This window comes from Vibrio toranzoniae, assembly GCF_024347655.1.
Taxonomy (GTDB): domain Bacteria; phylum Pseudomonadota; class Gammaproteobacteria; order Enterobacterales; family Vibrionaceae; genus Vibrio; species Vibrio toranzoniae.
Genome location: NZ_AP025515.1, coordinates 1,357,976 through 1,378,013, shown reverse-complemented (window position 1 = coordinate 1,378,013; position 20,038 = coordinate 1,357,976). Strand labels below are relative to the sequence as shown.

Sequence of the window (20,038 nt, the reverse complement as noted above, 5' to 3'; positions counted from 1 at the left end):
TCATTTGCATTGTATGTATCTATGAATGGGATAATTAACAATTTGGTGCAAATTTAAAAAGAACTTGATTTAATTTGATTAAAAATCAGCCAATTGACAGCAAAAACCACAATTGGCCTCATTGGAAGGAAGGCTTTACAGGAAGATAATGAGTAAATATATGATTATGGTTTAATAATAGGAACCCAGTATTCCATTTCAGCATCAGCGGCATTTGCTTGGTAGCCAAGTGGGTACACTTCGAGTTCATAGCCGTCCACACCACGATATCCTGAACTTGGAAGCCAATTCAGTACAAGCCAGCTTAAAGTATGCCGCAAATTCTCAATAGGCCCACAATGTTTAACAACTGCGTAGGTTTGCTTCGGGATAGTCAATATCTCTAATTTATCAGAGATAATACTCGGTAATTGAGGGATTGAAATTCCATCAAGTAACTCAACCCCAGCCCAATAATGAATATTCGTGCCATCAAAACAAGATTGAGTAAGATCTACGACCCCAACAAATTGAAGTGCGCTATCGTGAGGAAGGGTAACTTCATATTCCAAGCGCGACCAAAGCCGAGGGACTTTTTGGGCAAAATCTTGCGTCAATGAAAACAAACCGCTGATTTCAGAGGTTATCCCTTTAACGAGGAAAGGCTCTCTTTCATCAATTCGCACTTCCACAAAGCTTAACGCCCTTTTTTCTGAAGTACTTTCTATTTTAGACACTTGTATCGGTTTTCTTAGTCCTACTCTTTTGCCCGCTTTTCTATACTGGCTTGGGCTAGACCCAAACATTTGCTTAAACGAGCGGCTAAAGCTTATTTCTGAATTGAATCCGAGCCCCAGTGCAATATCGATAACGCGCTCTTTTCCATCAAGCAGGAGTTCTGCAGCTTGGCTTAGCTTTAGCTCTCTCACATAGTTAGCCACTGTCAGCCCAGTTTCAGCTTGAAACACTCTTTGCAGTTGCCAGCGAGACCAGCAGCTTTGTTTCGCAATATCTTCAAGCGATAACGCTGAGCTAAGGTTTGAATGGATATAAGCCAAAACGCGACTAATACGATCAAATGCTGGAGTGTTCATATTCAAGGTTTCATATTCTCTATAGTTGGCAACGACATATTACCATCTATTTTTAGAGACCAGTACATGGTACCTGCTTTTATTAAACGGCTTTATTGGTCTAGAGACAGGGCTGACATGTTTCAGCTTTCAAGCATTGAAATCGTAATAATTTAATGGCTTTTTTTGATCCTTCAATCACTAGCTTATCTGAGCCTCTTTTGCTTCTTGGCAACTGAAACCACGCAAAATATTCAACAGAGAAATCAGTGTGAACACTATGATCACAAGCGATAGGTGCCACGCTTCACCCAACCCTAACTGAACCAACCCCATACTCACCATTGAAGATACCACCATCTGCCCACCACCTGACATCGCAGCAGCCGCGCCGGCATTCTTGTGGTACGGCGACATCACCAATGCCTGAGCACAAGGTAACGCGATACCATTACCTAAGATCATCAGAAACTGACCTAGCATTAAATATAAAGGCTCTAATGGACAAAAGAATAGCCACAACGCAGCACAAACATGCAGCACAGGTGTACAAAGTAACGTTTTCTTATTGCCGAGTATTGGACGAATACGATTACAAAGGGTCGTTCCCCCGAGCATTCCCAACGCAGGAATCACCGCCCACATGGCGTATTGATCTGACGTCATACCAATCTGGTTTTGCATAATAAATGGCATCACCGACACTGTGGTAATCATCAAACTAAAGTTAAGCCAACCGATACTCGCAAAACTCATGAAATAACGAGAAGTTAATAACGTCTTGTATTGATAAAGCATTTTCTTTGGAGAAGGAATAGCCGAAACCTGAGTGATGGTTTCCTTAAACTTAAATGCCAATACCACCCAAGCCAATGAAACATACCCAAGTAACGAGATAAACACCATACTCCAGCCGAAGTGAAAGTTAATAAACCCGCCGATAACAGGGGCAATCAAAGGTGTAATGGAGGCTACCATCGCGATATAAGACATCGCCAATGGCAAATCAGCTCCGCTGAATCGGTCTCGAGTCGATGCCCGAGCAAGCACCGCACAACAGCCAGTACCTAGACCTTGTAGAAAGCGCCCCATCACCATACCGGAAAATGAATGACTGAAGAACATGATCATCAGTAAGCCGAGCAAGGCAATCAGCAAACCGCTCAACAGCACTTTTTTACGTCCCAAAGCGTCTGAAATAGGACCATAAATAAACTGAGAAGGGCCAAAGCCTAACAAGTACACACTCACCAGAAGCTGCGCTTGTTCTAAAGAGACATCGAAGTCCTTGGCAATCCATGGTAACGAAGGAAAAACCAACCCCATGCTAAGTTGGCCGATACTGATGACCAAGCACGCGAGTAAGATAGATTTAGAATCGAATCGACGACTCATGATGTAAAGAGCTTGAACGAAGGGATTGCTTGGATATTGACCTGACAACATAAAACCCGAGAAAATAGCGCAGATGTTGCGGGGGTAGTATTCATTGTGCTCCGAGGTGATCGAATAGAGAATGGCAGACTAAACATACGCCAGCTTGTTTACTCATACAATACTCATTGAACTAAATTCCTGAATAGTCACTTTTCACCTAACCGAGCTTTCCTCCGGTCAACCACAAGCTAAACTATTATCATGTTAAACAATCAAGAGGCTCCCATGAATAATCCTCACCGTATCCTTTCTTTTGCTTTGGCACTCACCATATCGGGTCCAATGGCATCAACTTCAGCGTTTGCATGGCAGGCAGAGAAGATCACAGACGGGCTCGATATTCCATGGGGTCTGACTTATGTGAACGATGGCTCGATGCTGGTCACAGAAAAAACAGGTGTCATTAAGCACGTTGATTTGAAAACAGGCGAGCAAAACACACTTTTCAGACTTCCAAATGTGTGGAGTAAAGGCCAAGGTGGCGCGTTGGATATCGCTTTCTCCCCCTTTGAAAAAAATAAGATCTATGTCACTTACAGTAAAGACATCGAGGGCCAAGGCACGACAACGCTCGCCTCCGCTCATTACAAAAACGGCGAGATTTCCAATTGGACCGACGTGTTTGTGTCCAAATCCAGAACCGACACAGGGCGCCACTTTGGCAGTCGCATAACCTTTGATGATAGCCACCTGTACTTTTCGATAGGCGATCGCGGTGACCGAGATAACGGCCAAAACACCTTAACTCATGCGGGAGCAATATTACGGTTGAATGCTGATGGAAGCACACCAAGTGATAACCCTTTCAAGGATAACAACAAGGTTTTAAATGAGATTTGGAGTTATGGTCATCGTAACCCTCAAGGCCTGTTTTACGACTTCCCGACTCAAAGACTCTGGTCGATCGAACACGGCCCTCGCGGTGGTGATGAGATAAACCTAATAAAAGCAGGTGCTAATTACGGGTGGCCTGTCACATCACACGGCAAAGAATATTGGGGGCCTATCAGTGTGGGGGATTCAAAAACCAAAGATGGTATTGAGTCTCCAACAAAAGTTTACATTCCTTCAATAGCTCCAAGTAGTTTGGTCGTATACCAAGGTGAAAAGTATCCTGAATTAAAAGACAAACTATTGGCGGGAGCACTTAAACTCACCCACATCAATATTGTGACGGTTAACGAACAAGGTGAAGCAATAAAAGAACAACGTATTCTAGAAGACTTAGGTGAGAGGATAAGAGATATCGAAACCTCACCAAACGGCGATATATTCTTCAGTACTGACAATGGCAACCTTTATCGCCTAACAAAGTAGCCTGATTCTCTTTAAAATTGAGATGCAACACTTACAACGAAATTTATAAATAAAAGCCGTTAAAACTGAGCTCAAAGTCCAATTAGCGGCTGACTAACTGAAAAATAAAATGTGCCAAAACAGTGCAATCACTCCAAATTGGTCATCAATTTCGACCGTATTTTTCACAAAAACTACAACAAATCACCATATAACTGTAACTCTATGATATCCAAGGAATGCAAAGTTTGACTACCTCCAAGTTTCTGCAACCTTTCACTATGGATTCGATTGACTATCCCCGGATTTGATTTAGACTCCACTTCAGCTAGAAAGAAAGTTCTTTGTATATAAACATTTCGTTGGATTACTAGTAACCCCGTTGTGTTGTACACAATAGCAATAAACTTTTCCATGCTATCAGTGCCGCAATTGGCTCACTATAAAAATTTAATTTTAGGATATCATCATGTCTAACACAGTTACTGGTACAGTAAAATGGTTCAACGAAACTAAAGGCTTCGGTTTCATTCAACAAGAAAACGGTCCAGACGTATTCGCACATTTTTCTGCAATTACTGGCGACGGTTTCAAAACTCTTGCTGAAGGCCAAAAAGTTGAGTTCACAGTATCTCAAGGTCAAAAAGGCCCACAAGCTGACAGCATCAAAGTACTTTAATTTAGTATTTTAAAGCTTTCTAAGAATAGCCAGCCTCTGCTGGCTATTTTTTTGCCCACTATTCGGAAATTTAAGGTAATATTCTCCTCCATTACTTCTACCTAAGACACCTTCTCAATGGCTCTTAAACCGACAATCTATAAGTTTCGACTCTCTCTAACTGATATGAATCGCGACTATTATGACTCTTTTAATTTAACGATTGCACAGCACCCTTCAGAAACAGAACAGCGAATGATGGCTCGTATCATCGCTTTCTGTATCAATGCTTCACCGGAGCTTCAGTTCACCAAAGGTTTGTCGACTATTGAAGAACCGGATTTATGGCAGAAATCGTTAGATGACCAGATCCTAGAATGGATTGATGTGGGTGAACCTGACCCAGAACGCGTTAAGAAAGCGACTCGCTTATCTAAGTCAGTACGTGTATTTAGCTTCAACACTAAGTCGAATGTTTGGTGGGAGCAGAACAAAGGCAAATTCGGTTACCTGAAAGCTCAAATTGTTCGTCTAGACAACGATGGTATAGAGCAATTAACAGCTATGACACAGCGTACAATGGATCTTTCCGTAATGCTGTCGGGTAATTCGGCGTTCGTAAATAGCGACACGCAATCTGCAGAAGTGACGTGGGAAGAGCTACAAAGTCATGACTGATCTTCGAACTAATACGGAGCCGCAAACCAAACTTCACCTATGTTTAAAAGAAGCAGGTTTAGACTCAATAAAAGCGATCACGACAGGCTATGAGAAAGAGCTGCAGTCATTCATCGAAGAAAACCACTCTCTTTTCAAACACGCATGTAAGAACAAGTCCGATAACTCTGCACGTCAGACTTTGCTCGGCTTACTAACGAAAGTACATATCGATGTAAGCTATCGCTTTGAAAGTCATAAAGAAGCCAGTGAAGCGATGCAAAAGGTATTCGATAATACCGTAGGCAGTGAACATAGCGGCAAATTTCAAAACGCTAACGCTCAACAGTTAAAATTAGTTACTCATTTGTGGTTGTTCATTCAAGGACGACTAGGAATGGACTACAGCCTAGCCAATGATCATGCGGCGGCTACGTCAACATTGCTATCTCGCGTATCCAGAAACACGGACGATGAGGTTCGAGTAGAGTTTATGAGTAGTTTCTATGATGGCCTCAATATTTACCAAACCGAGAATAAACCATCAGGTTTTATTCATCGCTTAAAGCGTTTGTTTAACCTCTCTTAAACGCTTACCTATTTTCTCTATACGCTCTATATTTCCTTTAGAGCGTATCTACACCAAAGATCACCATTCATTAGACTTACCTTAGTTAAAACTAACCAATACACCTTTGTACAAATACAAAAAAGCCCCACCAATAGGTGAGGCCTTAAAATCTTTTTAAACGACGTATTAACGCAGGCCGTGTAAGAATTCGTGGCGCGTTGCTGGGTTTGATCTAAAAATACCACCCAGTGCAGTTGTTGTCGTTTCGCTGGTTGCATCCATCACACCACGAGACTTCACACAGTAGTGAACTGCATCCATAGTGACAGCAACATCATCAGTTTCTAATAGCGTTTGCAGTGCAACAAGGACTTGCTGCGTCATGCGCTCTTGAACTTGGGGGCGTTGTGCAAAAAACCGGACGATTCGATTGATTTTTGAAAGGCCAATTATTTTACCTTGAGGGATATAAGCCACCGCCGTCTTGCCATCAATAGTAACCAAGTGGTGCTCACAAGTACTGGTCACAGTAATGTCCTTCACCCGTACCATTTCACGAACACCCATCTTATTTTCAATGACGGTAATCTTAGGAAAATTGGCGTAATCCAAACCAGAGAAAATTTCATCCACATACATCTTAGCAATACGCTGTGGCGTTTCTTCTAGACTATCGTCCGTAAGATCAAGTTCAAGGAGAGTTAGAATCTCACGCATATGGTGTTCGATTCGTTCCTTTTTCTCTTCTCGGCTAATCTGGTTAGGACTCATTGGTGTCTCTAACCCACGGCTTGCTAGCGCATCTTTAACTAACTTCGCTGATTCGCTAAGACCTGACATTGAACTTCCTCTTTCTATTACCCCGTCTGGATGGCAAACAAGGATACTCGTAATTTTGAATAAATACACCCATATTTTAAGGGAGGTCATTATTTACGGGGCTTAAACTATGCTAAGGTGGCTGCAATTTCGTTGGCGAGTTTTCATAAACTCAATAGACCCAACCACCAAGTCAAAATAATAACGATTAAAGGATTTCAATTATGGGCTGTTGCGACGCTCCGGGCTTAATGCCAATTGAAGAAGCACTAGATAAGCTGCTTTCACCAATCAAACCAATCCAAATGACTCTGTCTCTTCCTCTTGCTGAAGCACTAGGTTATGTCCTTGCTGAAGATATACTATCCCCTATTTTCGTACCTCCTTTTGATAATTCAGCAATGGATGGTTACGCGCTGCGTATTGCCGATTTAGAACACAACAAAACTCTACCTTTAGCGGGAAAATCGTTTGCCGGCCAACCGTTTGAAGGCGAATGGCCAAGCAACACCTGTATTCGCATTATGACAGGCGCAAAAATCCCTGAAGGTTGTGATGCCGTCATCATGCAAGAAAATACCGTCGAGACAGACGCTGGAGTCGAGATCCTTCAAGACGACATCAAACTAAATAACAATATTCGCCCGACGGGTGACGACATCAAACGAGACGACATCGTTCTTAGCCGCGGTGAACGCTTAACGCCTCGTGACATTCCAATGATTGCTTCATTGGGTGTAAGCCACGTGACTGTGTTACATAAACCTAAAGTCGCTTTCTTCTCTACTGGCGATGAGCTAAAGCCATTAGGGCAACCGCTTGAAGATGGTCAGATCTACGACAGCAACCGCTACGGTATTAAACCGCTCATCGAAGCGTTTGGCTGTGAAGCCATCGATCTCGGCATCATCCCTGATTGCCCTAAGACACTGAAAGAAACGTTTGAGAAAGCTCAAGAGTTGGCAGACGTTGTCGTGACTTCTGGTGGCGTAAGTGTGGGGGAAGCGGATTACACCAAAGATATCCTAGAAGAGCTTGGTCAAATCGGCTTTTGGAAATTGGCAATCAAGCCGGGGAAACCATTCGCATTCGGTGAACTCGATAACGCATGGTTCTGCGGCCTACCGGGTAATCCTGTCTCGGCAATGATGACTATGTACGTGTTAGTACAACCTATGCTCGCGAAACTTGCAGGTCATACTGCGTGGGCAGGTCCGCAATCTATTCCTGCTATCACGAAATCGGCATTTAAAAAAGGCCCTGGCCGCACGGATTACCAGCGTGGTATTTACTCAATCGAAAACGGTCAATTTGTCGTAGAAACAACAGGCAACCAAAGCTCTGGCGCTTTCCGCTCTATGAGCTTAGCAAACTGCTTTGTGGTACTTGAACGAGAACGTGGCCGTGTAGAAGTAGGCGAAACGGTTCAGATTCAACTGTTTAACTCGACGCTTTACTAACGAGGCTTATTGATGGAAATACTGTCTGATGCAGAGATGCTTCGCTACAACCGCCAAATCATTCTCAAACAGTTTGATTTTGAAGGCCAAGAAGCGCTGAAACAGAGCTCAATCCTAGTATTAGGCGCAGGAGGCTTAGGTTGTGCGTCCTCTCAATACCTTGCGACTGCAGGCATTGGTAAGCTAACGCTTATCGACGATGATGTTGTTGAACTTTCTAACTTACAACGACAAGTACTTCATACCGATGCCGACATTGGTAGGAAAAAGGTCGATTCAGCCGCAGAATCACTGCAGGTATTGAACCCTCACCTAACAGTTGAGACCGTTGATCATCGACTGAATGACGAAGCGCTTGCGAAGTTAATTGAAGCGCACTCCTTAGTTCTTGATGCCTGTGACAACGTTGAAACACGCAACCAACTTAACCGCTTGTGCTACGCCTCAAAGACGCCATTAGTATCCGGCGCTGCGATTCGCATGGAAGGTCAGATTAGCGTGTTCACTTATCAAGATGAAAACGCACCGTGCTACCAGTGTTTAAGCGCCCTATTTGGCAATGCAGCGCTAAGCTGTGTCGAAGCCGGTGTAATGGCTCCCATTCTCGGAATGGTTGGTGCTGCACAAGCTTTAGAGGCCATCAAAGTTATTGCCCAATTTGGACAACCTAAACAAGGCAAGCTATTGATTCTCGATGCTATGTCACACAGTTGGAGAGAAATGAATTTAATGAAGATGCCTAATTGCTCAGTGTGTGGAAAAGCCGACAAACCTTCATCCATCATCTAAATGCGTAGGTTTTAATCGCTAGGTTTGCATTGCTAAGGATTGTTCACAAGGCCTTGACCCATAGTCAGGGCTTTTTTACACGCCAAAAGCTTCTTTCTATACAGCACGAGACGACGGGACACTAAAACCGGACTACTAATTCATAACGGGTTCTGTATAAATTTAGAGTAAGCCGAAATATTCACTTTGTGTTTTATTCAAATAAGAGGCCGGATGTTTTTTTCTGCTTAGCTTCATTCACTTTACCAGCAATCTCACTTACTCTTTTAAAGATAACCTTCAAAGACTTACTCTCATGAAACAGTTAAAAACAGGGATATTTATCTTAATGTGTGGTGTGGGCTTATTATTGACTCTCGCCTATTTCCCTCTGACCTCAGAGACAGGACAGCGCATTCACGCAAAAGTGATTTCGAACACCCTTACTCAATCGCTAGATGGGCACAGACGTTACCTCACCGTTCAGACAGAAGATAATCAAGTATTCCGTGTTTCCATTGCACCGACTACAGACTGCCCTATTGATTCTGTGGTCGCACTTGATACATTAAACAATCAAATAACCGGACAAAGCAGTTATCAATTCATCCACTGTCGAACTGCACATTAATCGATATAGCGACACTTATCGATATCACTACAGTAATCGATATAACTTCACAAATAGCTATAACAACAAAAATGGACACAAGAAGAATGAATCAGCCACTCATTTCACCGGAACAACTGCAACAACGCTTGCTAGCAGAAGACAACATCGTCACCCTAGATGCCAGTATCGAATTTCAGATCCCAAGCGAGTCAGAAAAGATCAAAGGACAAATGATTCCTGGCGCGATTCGTTTTGATTACGACAAAGACTTTTGTAATAAGCACACCCTACTTCCTCACATGTTCCCGTCCGAAAAACACTTCAACGCACGCGCACAAGAAATTGGCATCAACCAAGACAGTACGATTGTGGTTTACGATAACTCAGGAACCTTTGCTTCCCCTCGCGCATGGTGGATGTTTATGGCTATGGGACACAAAAGCGTTTACATCTTAGATGGTGGTTTACCTGCATGGATAGAAGCCGGCTACCCAACGGACACCGACTACAAAACAGAAGTACAACCGGGCAACTTTGAAGGCAACATTCAAGACAACTACTTTGTAAATGCTCAACAAATCCAACGTTTTTCCGATGACAAGAGCGCCAACATTCTCGATGCCCGTTCACAAGCTCGTTTCGATTCAGAAGTACCGGAACCACGTAAAGGCTTACGCAGCGGCCATATTCCCAACTCGATTTGCCTGCCATTTGCACAAGTATTAAGTGCAGGTAAATTGAAACCTCAAGAAGATCTAGTCGACCTCTTTTCAACGTTAAATTTAACTCCCTCTCAGCCTATGTTCTTTAGCTGCGGGTCGGGGGTAACGGCTTGTATCATTCTATTAGCCGCTAAACTCGCTGGGTATTCAGGTGAAATGAGCGTTTATGATGGATCGTGGACGGAATGGGGCGCCAACGAACAACTCCCTATTGCAATTACAAATCAGTAATTCAACTTCGTTTACTGCTACCATTAGAATACAGTACGCGACTGCAAAGAGTTTACTCAAAATGACGATTTGAAGTCCCATGGAGTAAGTTCTTTGCGACGTAATTAGCGATTACCGTAATGTAAAACCAAAATATTATGAACCCTGTTGCATTGGGCGCGACATTGTTGACTAACATAAACTGTGATCGATCATAGGTTAATAGTGATCACTATTCTGAACGCTAATATTTTTCTCAAGAATATCAGATCGTAGTCGTTATACTATTCAGTTATCGATACTTTAATTGTTGGTGTTTGTATCCTTGACTACATGCATCACCCTAACAAACCAATATATTGTCCCTTTCACTCTGTTAAAAACAGTAACTAACAAAAGGCATGCCATGGCTCTATTTAAGAAAAATATCTGGTCGCTGTACGCTCTGATCGTACTGTGTACTCTGATACTTTTCTCCGGGCTGGGCGTAACGAAGTGGCAATCAAACAAAGATGACTTCATCGAGCAGCAGCACATTCAAGTTGAACTTTTTTCTGGTTCAGTTAGCTCTCTCTTAACAAGCCAAGAAGCTTTATTGGAAGTGGTTGGACATCAGCTCGCCCAGCAGTCAGACTTTACTCGAACAGCTGCAATTCAAATCCGTCCACTTTTGGATAAGTTACTTGATACCCACCCTGCTATCGCTGCATTTGGGCTGCTCAACGCTCAGGGTGACTACATTTCTATCAGTTCTAACCTTCAGCTATCAGATCAAAAAAACTTACTCCAAGACCCGCACACGAGGCATTCATTTTTAGAGACGATGGCAAGTGACAAGATGGTTTTGGGACGGACTTATTTTCAAGAATCTTTAAACAGCCTAGTTATCCCGTTGAGAAAATCAATTTCAATCGATGGCAAGAATGTTGATGCAGTCATGAGTGCTGGTTTACGCTTAGACAGCACGATAGTGTTCGAAGACAATGCACACGCAGGCAGTTACAACACGCTAACTTTGCTGAGGTCCGACAACTATCGTCAGTTTTTTTCTAGCGATATAGAATCTCTCGACGCTTATTCGAAGCCCGTTGATGATGATGTTATGAAACGCATCATTGAAAGTTTTTTAGAACAAATCCCTTTCAGTATCGAAGAAGCCAAAGCCAATAAACAGACATACTCTTTCAGCATAAACGATGACACATACCACTCATTAATCAGCGCTAAATACATCCCTGATTACAAACTCTGGGTAGTCGGTCGCACAGACCTTTCTCATATCAATAACATCTTTGTAGAAGAGTTTGGTATTATCTTCGGCGCCTTTATTTTTCTTCAGATCGGTTTCTACGTTTTAGTTAAATCAATCGCAAAGAACGAGCAACGCACCCGGAGCCAACTGATTTACCAAGCCAATCACGACCCATTAACTTCCCTACCCAACCGCCTATACATGCGAAGAAATATTGGCAAATGGATTGAGCAAGAGTCAGAGCAATTCTCATTATTGTTTATCGATATAGATAACTTTAAATGTGTCAATGATACACACGGACATGACTATGGCGATAAAGTACTCAAACAGATCGCTTTGCGTTTAATGAGGTTCCGCTCTCAGCTAAGCCTATTGGTACGAGAATCCAGCGATGAGTTTTTATTCCTAACACCACTAACAAACGATACCGAAATTAAACGACTAGCAGAACGCATCATAGAAGTACTGTCCCAACCTTACGATGTTGATGATTCTCAATTTTTATTGGGGTGCAGTATTGGTATCGCGATATTCCCTGAACACGGAAAAGACTTAGATAGTTTGCTTCGCTCAGCTGATATATCAATGTATAAGGCGAAGCAACATCAAAACTCATACAGTATTTTCACGCAGGAGATGCAAGAAGCGCACCTTTACAAAATGAAGGTAGAGCAAAGACTACGCATTGCTATCGAGAAACAAACTCTATTCATGGTTTTTCAACCTCTGGTCCGTGCCGATGATAGCATTCATGGTGTAGAAGCACTCGTACGCTGGGTTGATGACGAACTGGGTTTTGTTCCACCCGATGTATTTATTCCGATCGCTGAAAGCACTGGTTTAATGCAAAAACTAGGCACTTTCATTATCGAGTCTAGCGTTATGCAAATCGCTCATTTACGTCAGACAACTGATCAAAAAATAGGGTTATCGATCAACATATCTGTCCGTCAATTTTCACATAAATCTTTCTCTGATCATTTGCTTACCGTACTCGAAAAATATCAGTTGCCAGCAAGCTGCCTAACACTAGAGATCACCGAAAGCCTATTCATTGAAGATGTAACCTTGGTGAAGCCAATTTTCGAGGCCCTCAAAGAAAATGATATTAAGATCTCTTTGGATGACTTCGGTACTGGCTATTCTTCATTGAGTATGTTGAAGGTACTCCCTATCGATGAACTAAAGATAGATAAGAGCTTCATTGAAAACATTACTGTAGACCTGCAGTCGCTCACAATGGTGCAAAACATCATTGCAATAGGTAAGAACTTTGGGATGGTGGTATTGGCAGAGGGGGTAGAAACGAATGAACATTTCGCTACCCTCAAGTCATGTGGCTGTGACTTGATGCAGGGCTATTACTTCTCTCGTCCTGTTCCATATGATGAGTTATGCAAGTATCTATCTTCGACTCAAACATTGAAATAGAAAGCAATAAAATCAAGACGTCAGACATCAATCTCATAACTCATTGCACAAAAGGGAGCCTAAACTGGCTGTCTCTGAGATTTAGAAACTAAGAAGATAACGTGGATCTATTGCTCTACAATTGTAAAACAATCATGAGTCTTGGAGTTCAGCATGCTTCATCTGCTCATCCAAGTTAAGTACCGTTAACGCATTACTTACACTCGTCGCAATCACGTCTACCACACCAGTTCTTAGTGCACCTAGCAGAGCTAATGGCTTACTGTTCTCGGCAGCGATGGCGATCACCTCTGCGATAGGGCGAAACTCTTCTAAGCCTAAGCCGATGACTCGGTCACTCATTACCGTGTTTGCCGCTTTACCATATACATCAAAAAAATCATAGCCAGCAAAGTCCCCTACCACACCTTGTAGTAAACGAGATTGAACCACCTCTCCCGCCGTAAACCAACCTAGGTCGACCATGTAGCTGTTTTCACTCATATCACCGATACCCACTAATGCGACATCGGCCTTGCGGGCAAGATCGAGTGTCTGCTTAACAGTACTGTTTTCCATGAATGCGGTTTTTTGCGCTTTATTCTCTGCATAAGCAGGCGCGTATAGTGTTTCTGATGAACCGCCGTACTTCTTGGCTAGTTGTCTACATATATGGTCGGCATTAAACATACCGCCTCTTGGGTGAATACCTCCAATACCACATACAAACTTACAGTCACGTGGCGTGATTACGCCAGTATGGTGAGCGACTGAAGACACATTACGACCTTGTCCAACCGTTACCACCATGCCGTTTTTCAAGGTACTGGTCAGATAGTTGGATACTAAGCCTGCTACTTGCAGTCTTTGTTTATCTTCATTCGGTTGGTCTAAGGCTACAAGCGCACGCTTTACACCAAAACGCTCTATCAAACGTTGTTCGATTTTCGCGCTAAATACGGGATGGTATTTCACGGTGATTTCAACAATACCTTCATCTCGGGCTTGCCTGAGCATTCGACCAACCTTTGCACGAGAGATAGAAAATTTTTTAGAGATCTCTTCTTGGGTCGCCCCATCTTGGTAATAGGCAACCGCTACTTCAGTTAGGAGATCAGTGTTTTCTTCGGAAACATCTTGGATATTGTTACTCATATACCACTCAACCAATATTTAACAATTATTTTACCTGCTGTACTTCCTAATATAGGAGGTTTCAGTAAGCGATAAACAAGCTTACACCCCGAACATATGTAACAGCAAGAAACATTTGCTCAGCATAGTAACCTTGATTTTGCGATTGATTAGTTAGGCTCAATTTGACCGTTAAACGTTTGCTTACATACCCCATAATTACTAGAGCGAAATATATTTGACTGAAGTCACCATACAGTACTATTTACCGTTGACTTTGACGCTAGATCGGATAAATATGGCTACATCATTTACTCATCGAGCGATCATATGTTCCGTGCAAATGTTCGTTCGGAGAAAAATTTAAATTAATGTAAGTTTAATTCACTGGTACAACCTTGAGAAACTTCATTAGTTAGCTTGCAAATGCCCGCACCTCTCCCATTAAAGAGGTCTTCTGCGATACATAGGATGATCAAAATGAGCAATAAATTAGAGCAACTTCGTAAACTAACCACTGTTGTAGCTGACACTGGCGATATTGAAGCTATCAGCAAGTACACTCCTGAAGATGCAACAACTAACCCATCTCTAATTCTTAAAGCCGCTCAAATTGCTGAGTACGCACCTCTAATCGATGCTTCTATCGAATACGCTAAAGCACAAAGCGAAGACAAAGCACAACAAGTTCAAGACACTTGCGACATGCTTAACGTGAACATTGGTAAAGAAATCCTGAAAGTTGTACCTGGCCGCATCTCTACTGAAGTAGATGCTCGTCTTTCTTACGACATGGAAGGCAGCGTTGCTAAAGCGCGTCAGCTTATCAAAATGTACAACGACGCTGGCATCACTAACGACCGTATCCTTATCAAACTGGCTTCTACTTGGGAAGGCATCCGTGCAGCTGAAATCCTAGAGAAAGAAGGCATCAACTGTAACCTGACGCTTCTATTCTCTTTCGCTCAAGCACGTGCTTGTGCTGAAGCTGGCGTATTCCTTATCTCTCCTTTCGTTGGTCGCATCATGGACTGGTACAAAGCGAAAGAAGGTCGTGATTTCGAAGCTCAAGAAGATCCAGGCGTTATCTCTGTTTCAGACATCTACAACTACTACAAAGAGCACGGTTACAAGACAGTTGTTATGGGCGCAAGCTTCCGTAACATCGGCGAGATCCTTGAACTTGCTGGCTGTGACCGTCTAACTATCGCTCCTCAACTTCTAGCAGACCTAGAAGCAGCGGAAGGCGAAGTCGTAGAGAAGCTAATCGACTCTAACGGTACTAAAGAGCGTCCTGCAGCCATGACTCACGCTGAGTTCCTATGGGATCACAACCAAGACCCAATGGCTGTAGAGAAACTGGCTGAAGGCATCCGCAATTTCGCCGTTGACCAAGGCAAACTAGAAGACATGATCGCAGCTAAGCTGTAATCACTAAGAATTAAAAAAGGGGGAACGTTTGCGTTCCCCTCTTCATATCAAATTTACTATTTCAAACTTTAACTCTATTTGGAAGCAATTATGACTCAATCTAGAAAGCATCTTGCTAACGCTATTCGTGCGCTTAGCATGGACGGTGTTCAACAAGCAAACTCTGGTCACCCAGGCGCACCTATGGGTATGGCTGACATCGCTGAAGTTCTTTGGCGCTCTCACCTAAACCACAACCCATCTAACCCAGAGTGGGCTGACCGCGACCGTTTTATCCTGTCTAACGGCCACGGCTCAATGCTGATTTACTCTCTGCTTCACCTAGCAGGTTACGAGCTTTCAATTGAAGATCTTAAGAACTTCCGTCAACTGCACTCTAAGACTCCTGGTCACCCAGAGTACGGCTACGCACCAGGTATCGAAACAACGACTGGTCCTCTAGGTCAAGGCATCACCAACGCTGTTGGTATGGCGATGGCAGAGAAAGCACTGGCAGCACAGTTCAACAAAGAAGGCCACGACATCGTAGACCACTACACTTATGCATTCATGGGTGATGGTTGTCTGATGGAAGGTATTTCTCACGAAGCTTGTTCTCTAGCTGGTACGCTAGGTCTTGGTAAGCTGGTTGCTTTCTGGGATGACAACGGCATCTCTATCGATGGCGAAGTTGAAGGTTGGTTCTCTGACGATACCCCTAAGCGTTTTGAAGCATACGGCTGGCACGTAATCCCAGCGGTAGATGGTCACGACTCTGACGCGATCAACGCAGCTATCGAAGCGGCTAAAGCGGACCCTCGTCCTACTCTTATCTGTACTAAAACAGTGATTGGCTTTGGTTCTCCAAACAAAGCAGGTACGCACGACTGTCACGGTGCACCTTTAGGCGCTGACGAAATCGCAGCAACTCGTAAACAACTAGGTTGGGAGCACGGTCCTTTTGAAATTCCGTCGGAAGTTTACGCAGAGTGGGATGCGAAAGAAGCAGGCGCAGCTAAGGAAGCAGCGTGGAACGAGAAACTTGCAGCTTATGAAGCAGCATACCCTGAGCTGGCAGCTGAATTCAAACGCCGCGTAAACGGTGATCTTCCTGCACAGTGGGAAGAGAAAGCATCGGCAATCATCGCTGATCTTCAAGCTAACCCAGCAAACATCGCATCACGTAAAGCATCTCAAAATGCTCTAGAAGCGTTCGGTGCTATGCTACCTGAATTCATGGGCGGCTCTGCTGACCTTGCGCCTTCTAACCTGACTATGTGGTCTGGTTCTAAGTCGCTTGAAGCAAACGACTTCTCTGGTAACTACATCCACTACGGTGTACGTGAATTCGGTATGACGGCTATCATGAACGGTATCGCTCTGCACGGTGGTTTCGTACCCTATGGCGCAACGTTCCTAATGTTCATGGAATACGCACGTAACGCTATGCGTATGGCGGCTCTGATGAAAACTCAGAACATCCAAGTTTACACGCACGATTCTATCGGCCTAGGCGAAGATGGTCCTACTCACCAACCGGTTGAGCAAATCGCATCTCTACGTCTGACTCCAAACATGAGTACATGGCGTCCATGTGACCAAGTTGAGTCAGCTGTTGCTTGGAAACTGGCAATCGAGCGTAAAGATGGTCCTTCTGCACTTATCTTCTCTCGTCAAAATCTTGCACAACAAGATCGTGACGCTGAGCAAGTGGCTAACATCGCTAAGGGTGGTTACATCCTGAAAGATTGTGCTGGCAAGCCAGAGCTTATCCTTATCGCAACAGGTTCTGAAGTTGAGCTAGCGGTTAGCGCTGCGGCTGAACTAACCGCTGAAGGTAAGAAAGTACGTCTAGTATCTATGCCTGCAACTGACGCGTTCGACAAGCAAGACGCTGAATACCGTGAGTCTGTACTGCCATCTGACGTTACTGCTCGTATCGCAGTAGAAGCGGGCATCGCTGACTTCTGGTACAAGTACGTTGGTTTCGGTGGCAAGATCATCGGCATGACAACGTTCGGCGAATCTGCACCAGCAGGCGAGCTATTCAAGATGTTCGGTTTCACTACTGAAAACGTAGTAAATACAGCAAAAGAGCTTCTAGCTTAGTCTTGATTAAATTGTCTCGCCCTTAAATGGGTTGATACATACTGAAAGCCCCGCATGAAAATGCGGGGCTTTTTTGTATCTGTTGCCTGTTAATCTGTTAACTGTTCTTTTGACCCACAAAAAAGCCCTGCTCATTTCGCAAGGCTTTCTCTTATCCCTCATTCAGCTTGTCTTTAACGACTATTTCTCTTCGAAGCGCTTCGCCAATTGATAGAATTCATTCACTTGTTCTTTGAGCTCTTTCGAATGATCTTTAACTGAATGTGTCGCCACTAGGTTTTGCTCGGCAGTTGATGCGATAGACTGCATATGAAGGTTTACGTCACTCGATAGCTGACGCTGTTTATGCGCGGAGCTTTCAACCGACTGCATTAACTCGTTCATCGATTGCATTAAAGTTTCGACTTCAGACAAGCGCTCTGCACTCACCTTCGCCACATCACCACACGCGTCCGTTTGTTCTCTGTTAGCCAAAATATCTTTCTGCCAACCTTCAATCGTCGTTAGCATAGTATCAATACTCTCTTTAATTTGAACCGTCGCCTTAGATGTGCGGCCTGATAACGCACGGACTTCATCAGCAACCACCGCGAAGCCTCGACCTTGTTCCCCCGCTCTCGCCGCTTCTATCGCTGCATTCAATGCCAACAAGTTGGTTTGCTCGGCAATGCCACCTATCTCTTCCATTATCTTGCTGACACTTTGCGCTTGGTCGCTCAATTGGTAAGTCGTTTGAGTCGCCTTTTCAGCCTGAGAAGCCAAGCTTTCTAGGTTTTGGTGGGTTTGATTAATACTCTCTTTCGCACCCGCACAGGTTTGCAGAGTAACGTCGACAATTTGATGGGCTTCTTCAGTGAGAGAAGAGACCTCATTCGCGGTTACTTCAACCTCTTCCGTTGCTTCACGTACTTGAAGTATGTCTTTTGTTTGCTGATCTAACGCTGCTGATACTTCAAATGACGTGGCATTCAGATTGTCGGCTAAATCTTGTAACGGCTTGGCTGAATCCGTCATACGGCCTAACACTGTTCTGATTCGCGCAGACAACAGCTTCAAATGGAAATCGGCGATAGAGAACTTACTGTTACCTGAATAAACAAGGCGGCTCACGCTATCGAATTTCGATTGCAGGTTTTTCAGCTGTAAAGGAGTATCAATCAGCTCTTGTCGGAAAAGCAGAGCTAATGCAGAAACAGGCAGCAAGCTAAGGGCCCATTGCGACACTTGTCCTACTTCGATTAGGTTTGAAACCAGAGGCGCGGCCAAAGAACCCAACAACACGGCATAGCGAACACTGTCACTGATCTGCAGTGACCATTGGCGGCCCGACTTTTCTGCCTTCAATAAGCTTTGATAAGCCTTGTCTGCAACTTGTACCCACTCATTTTTAGGCTTAACACGAACAGACTGATACCCACTCACCTTGCCATTGTCGTAAATTGGTGTGACATAAGCGTCGACCCAGTAGTAGCCACCGGATTGGGTTTTATTTTTTACGATACCGCGCCACGCTTTGCCTTGCTTTAGGTTAACCCACATATCCGCAAAAGCGGCTTTGGGCATGTCGTTATGCCTCACGATATTGTGGTGTTGCCCTAGCATTTCTTGTTGGCTGTATTCTGCGATGCGACAAAAAGCATCATTGCTGTAAGTAATCACACCTTTTAGGTCGGTTGTCGAGACAAGTTGTTCGTTTTCATTTAAAAGTGTTTCGCGAGATTGAGAAGCTGAGCTGACGTTCATTTTTATTAACTTTTATATTTATACGTTATAACAGGCGAATATATACAATAAATTAAATTATGACAAAATATGAATGTCACAATCTTTGTAAATGATTGCTTTTTATACAAATATAAACGGGTGCGTCACAGAGATTACAAAACACCGGGCTCATTACAAGTTAACAGCTGTACTGAATTATACTGTTCGTATCGACATTGAAGCATGAAATTTGCGAATGTTTAAGTCATTACGCAGCACTCGCTCAACAAAGTGTTCATAGGCTTGGGCTTTCATTTGGTGACGGGTTATTGACCAATTGAGAAATCCCTTCCATTGAAGCACTTTAAGTAGGACTTAATTGCCTAATTATTGATATTTGAGTAGAAATAATTTTCAACCTAGATATTTATTAAACACTCAATTATTACATGCATTTTTTTAAACATCGGCAATAAAAGATTTAATCGATTAATTATAATACTAAACCTTGTGCAAAGCGCCCTCCAGAATAATAGTTATCTCTTCGGCACTATTATTAAACATTAAAACTATCAACTATTAATGCATCCAACCCCACTAAATAACTGACAATAAAATAAATAACAGTCACTGTTTGATATTAACTATTAATGTTGAAATCGGAACGAATAATAACTTGTAATAATTATCTGTTTGATCGGCCAATTATATAAATATATTTTGTTACATAATCAAAACTGATGGCTTGATATA

16 protein-coding genes and 1 pseudogene are annotated in these 20,038 nt (G+C 43.3%); 11 read left to right on the top strand and 6 right to left on the bottom strand.

Features of this window, described 5'->3' with window-relative positions:
* Window positions 1–164: 164 nt before the first annotated feature.
* Both OCU50_RS20480 and OCU50_RS20475 read right to left on the bottom strand, forming a co-directional pair.
* A complete protein-coding gene (locus OCU50_RS20480) occupies window positions 165–1,073 on the bottom strand; it encodes an AraC family transcriptional regulator (protein ID WP_060469587.1) in 909 nt (302 codons plus the stop codon).
* Between the two features lie 180 nt (window positions 1,074–1,253).
* Window positions 1,254–2,447, bottom strand: coding sequence for a multidrug effflux MFS transporter (locus OCU50_RS20475; RefSeq protein ID WP_060469596.1), 1,194 nt, complete (start codon window positions 2,445–2,447; stop codon window positions 1,254–1,256).
* A gap of 267 nt (window positions 2,448–2,714) precedes the next feature.
* Here OCU50_RS20475 and OCU50_RS20470 point away from each other — a divergent pair, with 267 nt between their 5' ends.
* From OCU50_RS20470 to OCU50_RS20455, 4 genes are all read left to right on the top strand, one after another.
* Window positions 2,715–3,806, top strand: a complete 1,092-nt coding sequence (locus OCU50_RS20470) for a PQQ-dependent sugar dehydrogenase (protein ID WP_060469586.1) — start codon at window positions 2,715–2,717, stop codon at window positions 3,804–3,806.
* Window positions 3,807–4,254: 448 nt separating this feature from the next.
* Window positions 4,255–4,464 (top strand): cold-shock protein, encoded by a 210-nt coding sequence (locus OCU50_RS20465; protein ID WP_017058122.1) that lies wholly within the window; start codon window positions 4,255–4,257, stop codon window positions 4,462–4,464.
* Between the two features lie 117 nt (window positions 4,465–4,581).
* On the top strand, window positions 4,582–5,121 hold the full coding sequence (locus OCU50_RS20460; protein WP_046224907.1) for a YaeQ family protein: 540 nt from the start codon (window positions 4,582–4,584) through the stop codon (window positions 5,119–5,121).
* On the top strand, window positions 5,114–5,689 hold the full coding sequence (locus OCU50_RS20455; RefSeq protein WP_060469585.1) for a hypothetical protein: 576 nt from the start codon (window positions 5,114–5,116) through the stop codon (window positions 5,687–5,689). Before OCU50_RS20460 ends, OCU50_RS20455 begins: the two co-directional genes overlap by 8 nt.
* Window positions 5,690–5,857: 168 nt before the next feature.
* On the opposite strand, the gene folE is transcribed toward OCU50_RS20455, so the two are convergent.
* Window positions 5,858–6,511, bottom strand: a complete 654-nt coding sequence (gene folE, locus OCU50_RS20450; RefSeq protein WP_017058118.1) for a GTP cyclohydrolase I FolE — start codon at window positions 6,509–6,511, stop codon at window positions 5,858–5,860.
* A gap of 203 nt (window positions 6,512–6,714) precedes the next feature.
* On the opposite strand from folE, the gene moeA reads away from it, so the two are divergent.
* From moeA to OCU50_RS20425, 5 genes are all read left to right on the top strand, one after another.
* Complete coding sequence (gene moeA, locus OCU50_RS20445) at window positions 6,715–7,950, top strand: molybdopterin molybdotransferase MoeA (RefSeq protein ID WP_060469584.1); 1,236 nt, start codon at window positions 6,715–6,717, stop codon at window positions 7,948–7,950.
* 12 nt (window positions 7,951–7,962) lie between these two features.
* Complete coding sequence (gene moeB, locus OCU50_RS20440) at window positions 7,963–8,739, top strand: molybdopterin-synthase adenylyltransferase MoeB (protein WP_060469583.1); 777 nt, start codon at window positions 7,963–7,965, stop codon at window positions 8,737–8,739.
* A 295-nt stretch (window positions 8,740–9,034) separates the two neighbouring features.
* The gene (locus OCU50_RS20435) at window positions 9,035–9,349 is read left to right on the top strand and encodes a hypothetical protein (protein ID WP_082082796.1); all 315 of its coding nucleotides are present in this window, start codon (window positions 9,035–9,037) and stop codon (window positions 9,347–9,349) included.
* Between the two features lie 86 nt (window positions 9,350–9,435).
* Window positions 9,436–10,284 carry a sulfurtransferase gene (locus OCU50_RS20430; protein ID WP_060469582.1) on the top strand — a complete coding sequence of 283 codons (849 nt, stop codon included), beginning with the start codon at window positions 9,436–9,438 and terminating at the stop codon, window positions 10,282–10,284.
* Window positions 10,285–10,669: 385 nt separating this feature from the next.
* Window positions 10,670–12,949: a putative bifunctional diguanylate cyclase/phosphodiesterase gene (locus OCU50_RS20425; RefSeq protein ID WP_060469581.1), complete on the top strand. Its 2,280-nt coding sequence runs from the start codon at window positions 10,670–10,672 to the stop codon at window positions 12,947–12,949.
* 132 nt (window positions 12,950–13,081) lie between these two features.
* Here the strand turns inward: OCU50_RS20425 and OCU50_RS20420 are convergent, their stop codons facing one another.
* Window positions 13,082–14,083: a sugar-binding transcriptional regulator gene (locus tag OCU50_RS20420; protein WP_017058113.1), complete on the bottom strand. Its 1,002-nt coding sequence runs from the start codon at window positions 14,081–14,083 to the stop codon at window positions 13,082–13,084.
* Between the two features lie 459 nt (window positions 14,084–14,542).
* On the opposite strand from OCU50_RS20420, the gene tal reads away from it, so the two are divergent.
* Together tal and tkt are read left to right on the top strand one after the other, a co-directional pair.
* Window positions 14,543–15,493, top strand: coding sequence for a transaldolase (tal, locus tag OCU50_RS20415; RefSeq protein ID WP_060469580.1), 951 nt, complete (start codon window positions 14,543–14,545; stop codon window positions 15,491–15,493).
* Between the two features lie 90 nt (window positions 15,494–15,583).
* Window positions 15,584–17,581 (top strand): transketolase, encoded by a 1,998-nt coding sequence (tkt, locus tag OCU50_RS20410; protein ID WP_261809203.1) that lies wholly within the window; start codon window positions 15,584–15,586, stop codon window positions 17,579–17,581.
* Between the two features lie 180 nt (window positions 17,582–17,761).
* Here the strand turns inward: tkt and OCU50_RS20405 are convergent, their stop codons facing one another.
* On the bottom strand, window positions 17,762–19,324 hold the full coding sequence (locus OCU50_RS20405; RefSeq protein ID WP_060469711.1) for a methyl-accepting chemotaxis protein: 1,563 nt from the start codon (window positions 19,322–19,324) through the stop codon (window positions 17,762–17,764).
* Between the two features lie 177 nt (window positions 19,325–19,501).
* Window positions 19,502–19,591 (bottom strand): annotated as a pseudogene (locus tag OCU50_RS20400) (ArsR family transcriptional regulator); the annotation flags it as partial.
* Window positions 19,592–20,038: the final 447 nt, after the last annotated feature.

Coding starts and splice junctions, on each gene's coding strand:
- tkt (WP_261809203.1), top strand. CDS start 15,584: ATGACTCAATCTAGAAAGCATCTTGCTAACGCTATTCGTGCGCTTAGC.
- OCU50_RS20420 (WP_017058113.1), bottom strand. CDS start 14,083: ATGAGTAACAATATCCAAGATGTTTCCGAAGAAAACACTGATCTCCTA.
- OCU50_RS20480 (WP_060469587.1), bottom strand. CDS start 1,073: ATGAACACTCCAGCATTTGATCGTATTAGTCGCGTTTTGGCTTATATC.
- OCU50_RS20460 (WP_046224907.1), top strand. CDS start 4,582: ATGGCTCTTAAACCGACAATCTATAAGTTTCGACTCTCTCTAACTGAT.
- OCU50_RS20405 (WP_060469711.1), bottom strand. CDS start 19,324: ATGAACGTCAGCTCAGCTTCTCAATCTCGCGAAACACTTTTAAATGAA.
- moeA (WP_060469584.1), top strand. CDS start 6,715: ATGGGCTGTTGCGACGCTCCGGGCTTAATGCCAATTGAAGAAGCACTA.
- OCU50_RS20465 (WP_017058122.1), top strand. CDS start 4,255: ATGTCTAACACAGTTACTGGTACAGTAAAATGGTTCAACGAAACTAAA.
- folE (WP_017058118.1), bottom strand. CDS start 6,511: ATGTCAGGTCTTAGCGAATCAGCGAAGTTAGTTAAAGATGCGCTAGCA.
- tal (WP_060469580.1), top strand. CDS start 14,543: ATGAGCAATAAATTAGAGCAACTTCGTAAACTAACCACTGTTGTAGCT.
- OCU50_RS20435 (WP_082082796.1), top strand. CDS start 9,035: ATGAAACAGTTAAAAACAGGGATATTTATCTTAATGTGTGGTGTGGGC.
- OCU50_RS20430 (WP_060469582.1), top strand. CDS start 9,436: ATGAATCAGCCACTCATTTCACCGGAACAACTGCAACAACGCTTGCTA.
- OCU50_RS20470 (WP_060469586.1), top strand. CDS start 2,715: ATGAATAATCCTCACCGTATCCTTTCTTTTGCTTTGGCACTCACCATA.
- OCU50_RS20425 (WP_060469581.1), top strand. CDS start 10,670: ATGGCTCTATTTAAGAAAAATATCTGGTCGCTGTACGCTCTGATCGTA.
- OCU50_RS20455 (WP_060469585.1), top strand. CDS start 5,114: ATGACTGATCTTCGAACTAATACGGAGCCGCAAACCAAACTTCACCTA.
- OCU50_RS20475 (WP_060469596.1), bottom strand. CDS start 2,447: ATGAGTCGTCGATTCGATTCTAAATCTATCTTACTCGCGTGCTTGGTC.
- moeB (WP_060469583.1), top strand. CDS start 7,963: ATGGAAATACTGTCTGATGCAGAGATGCTTCGCTACAACCGCCAAATC.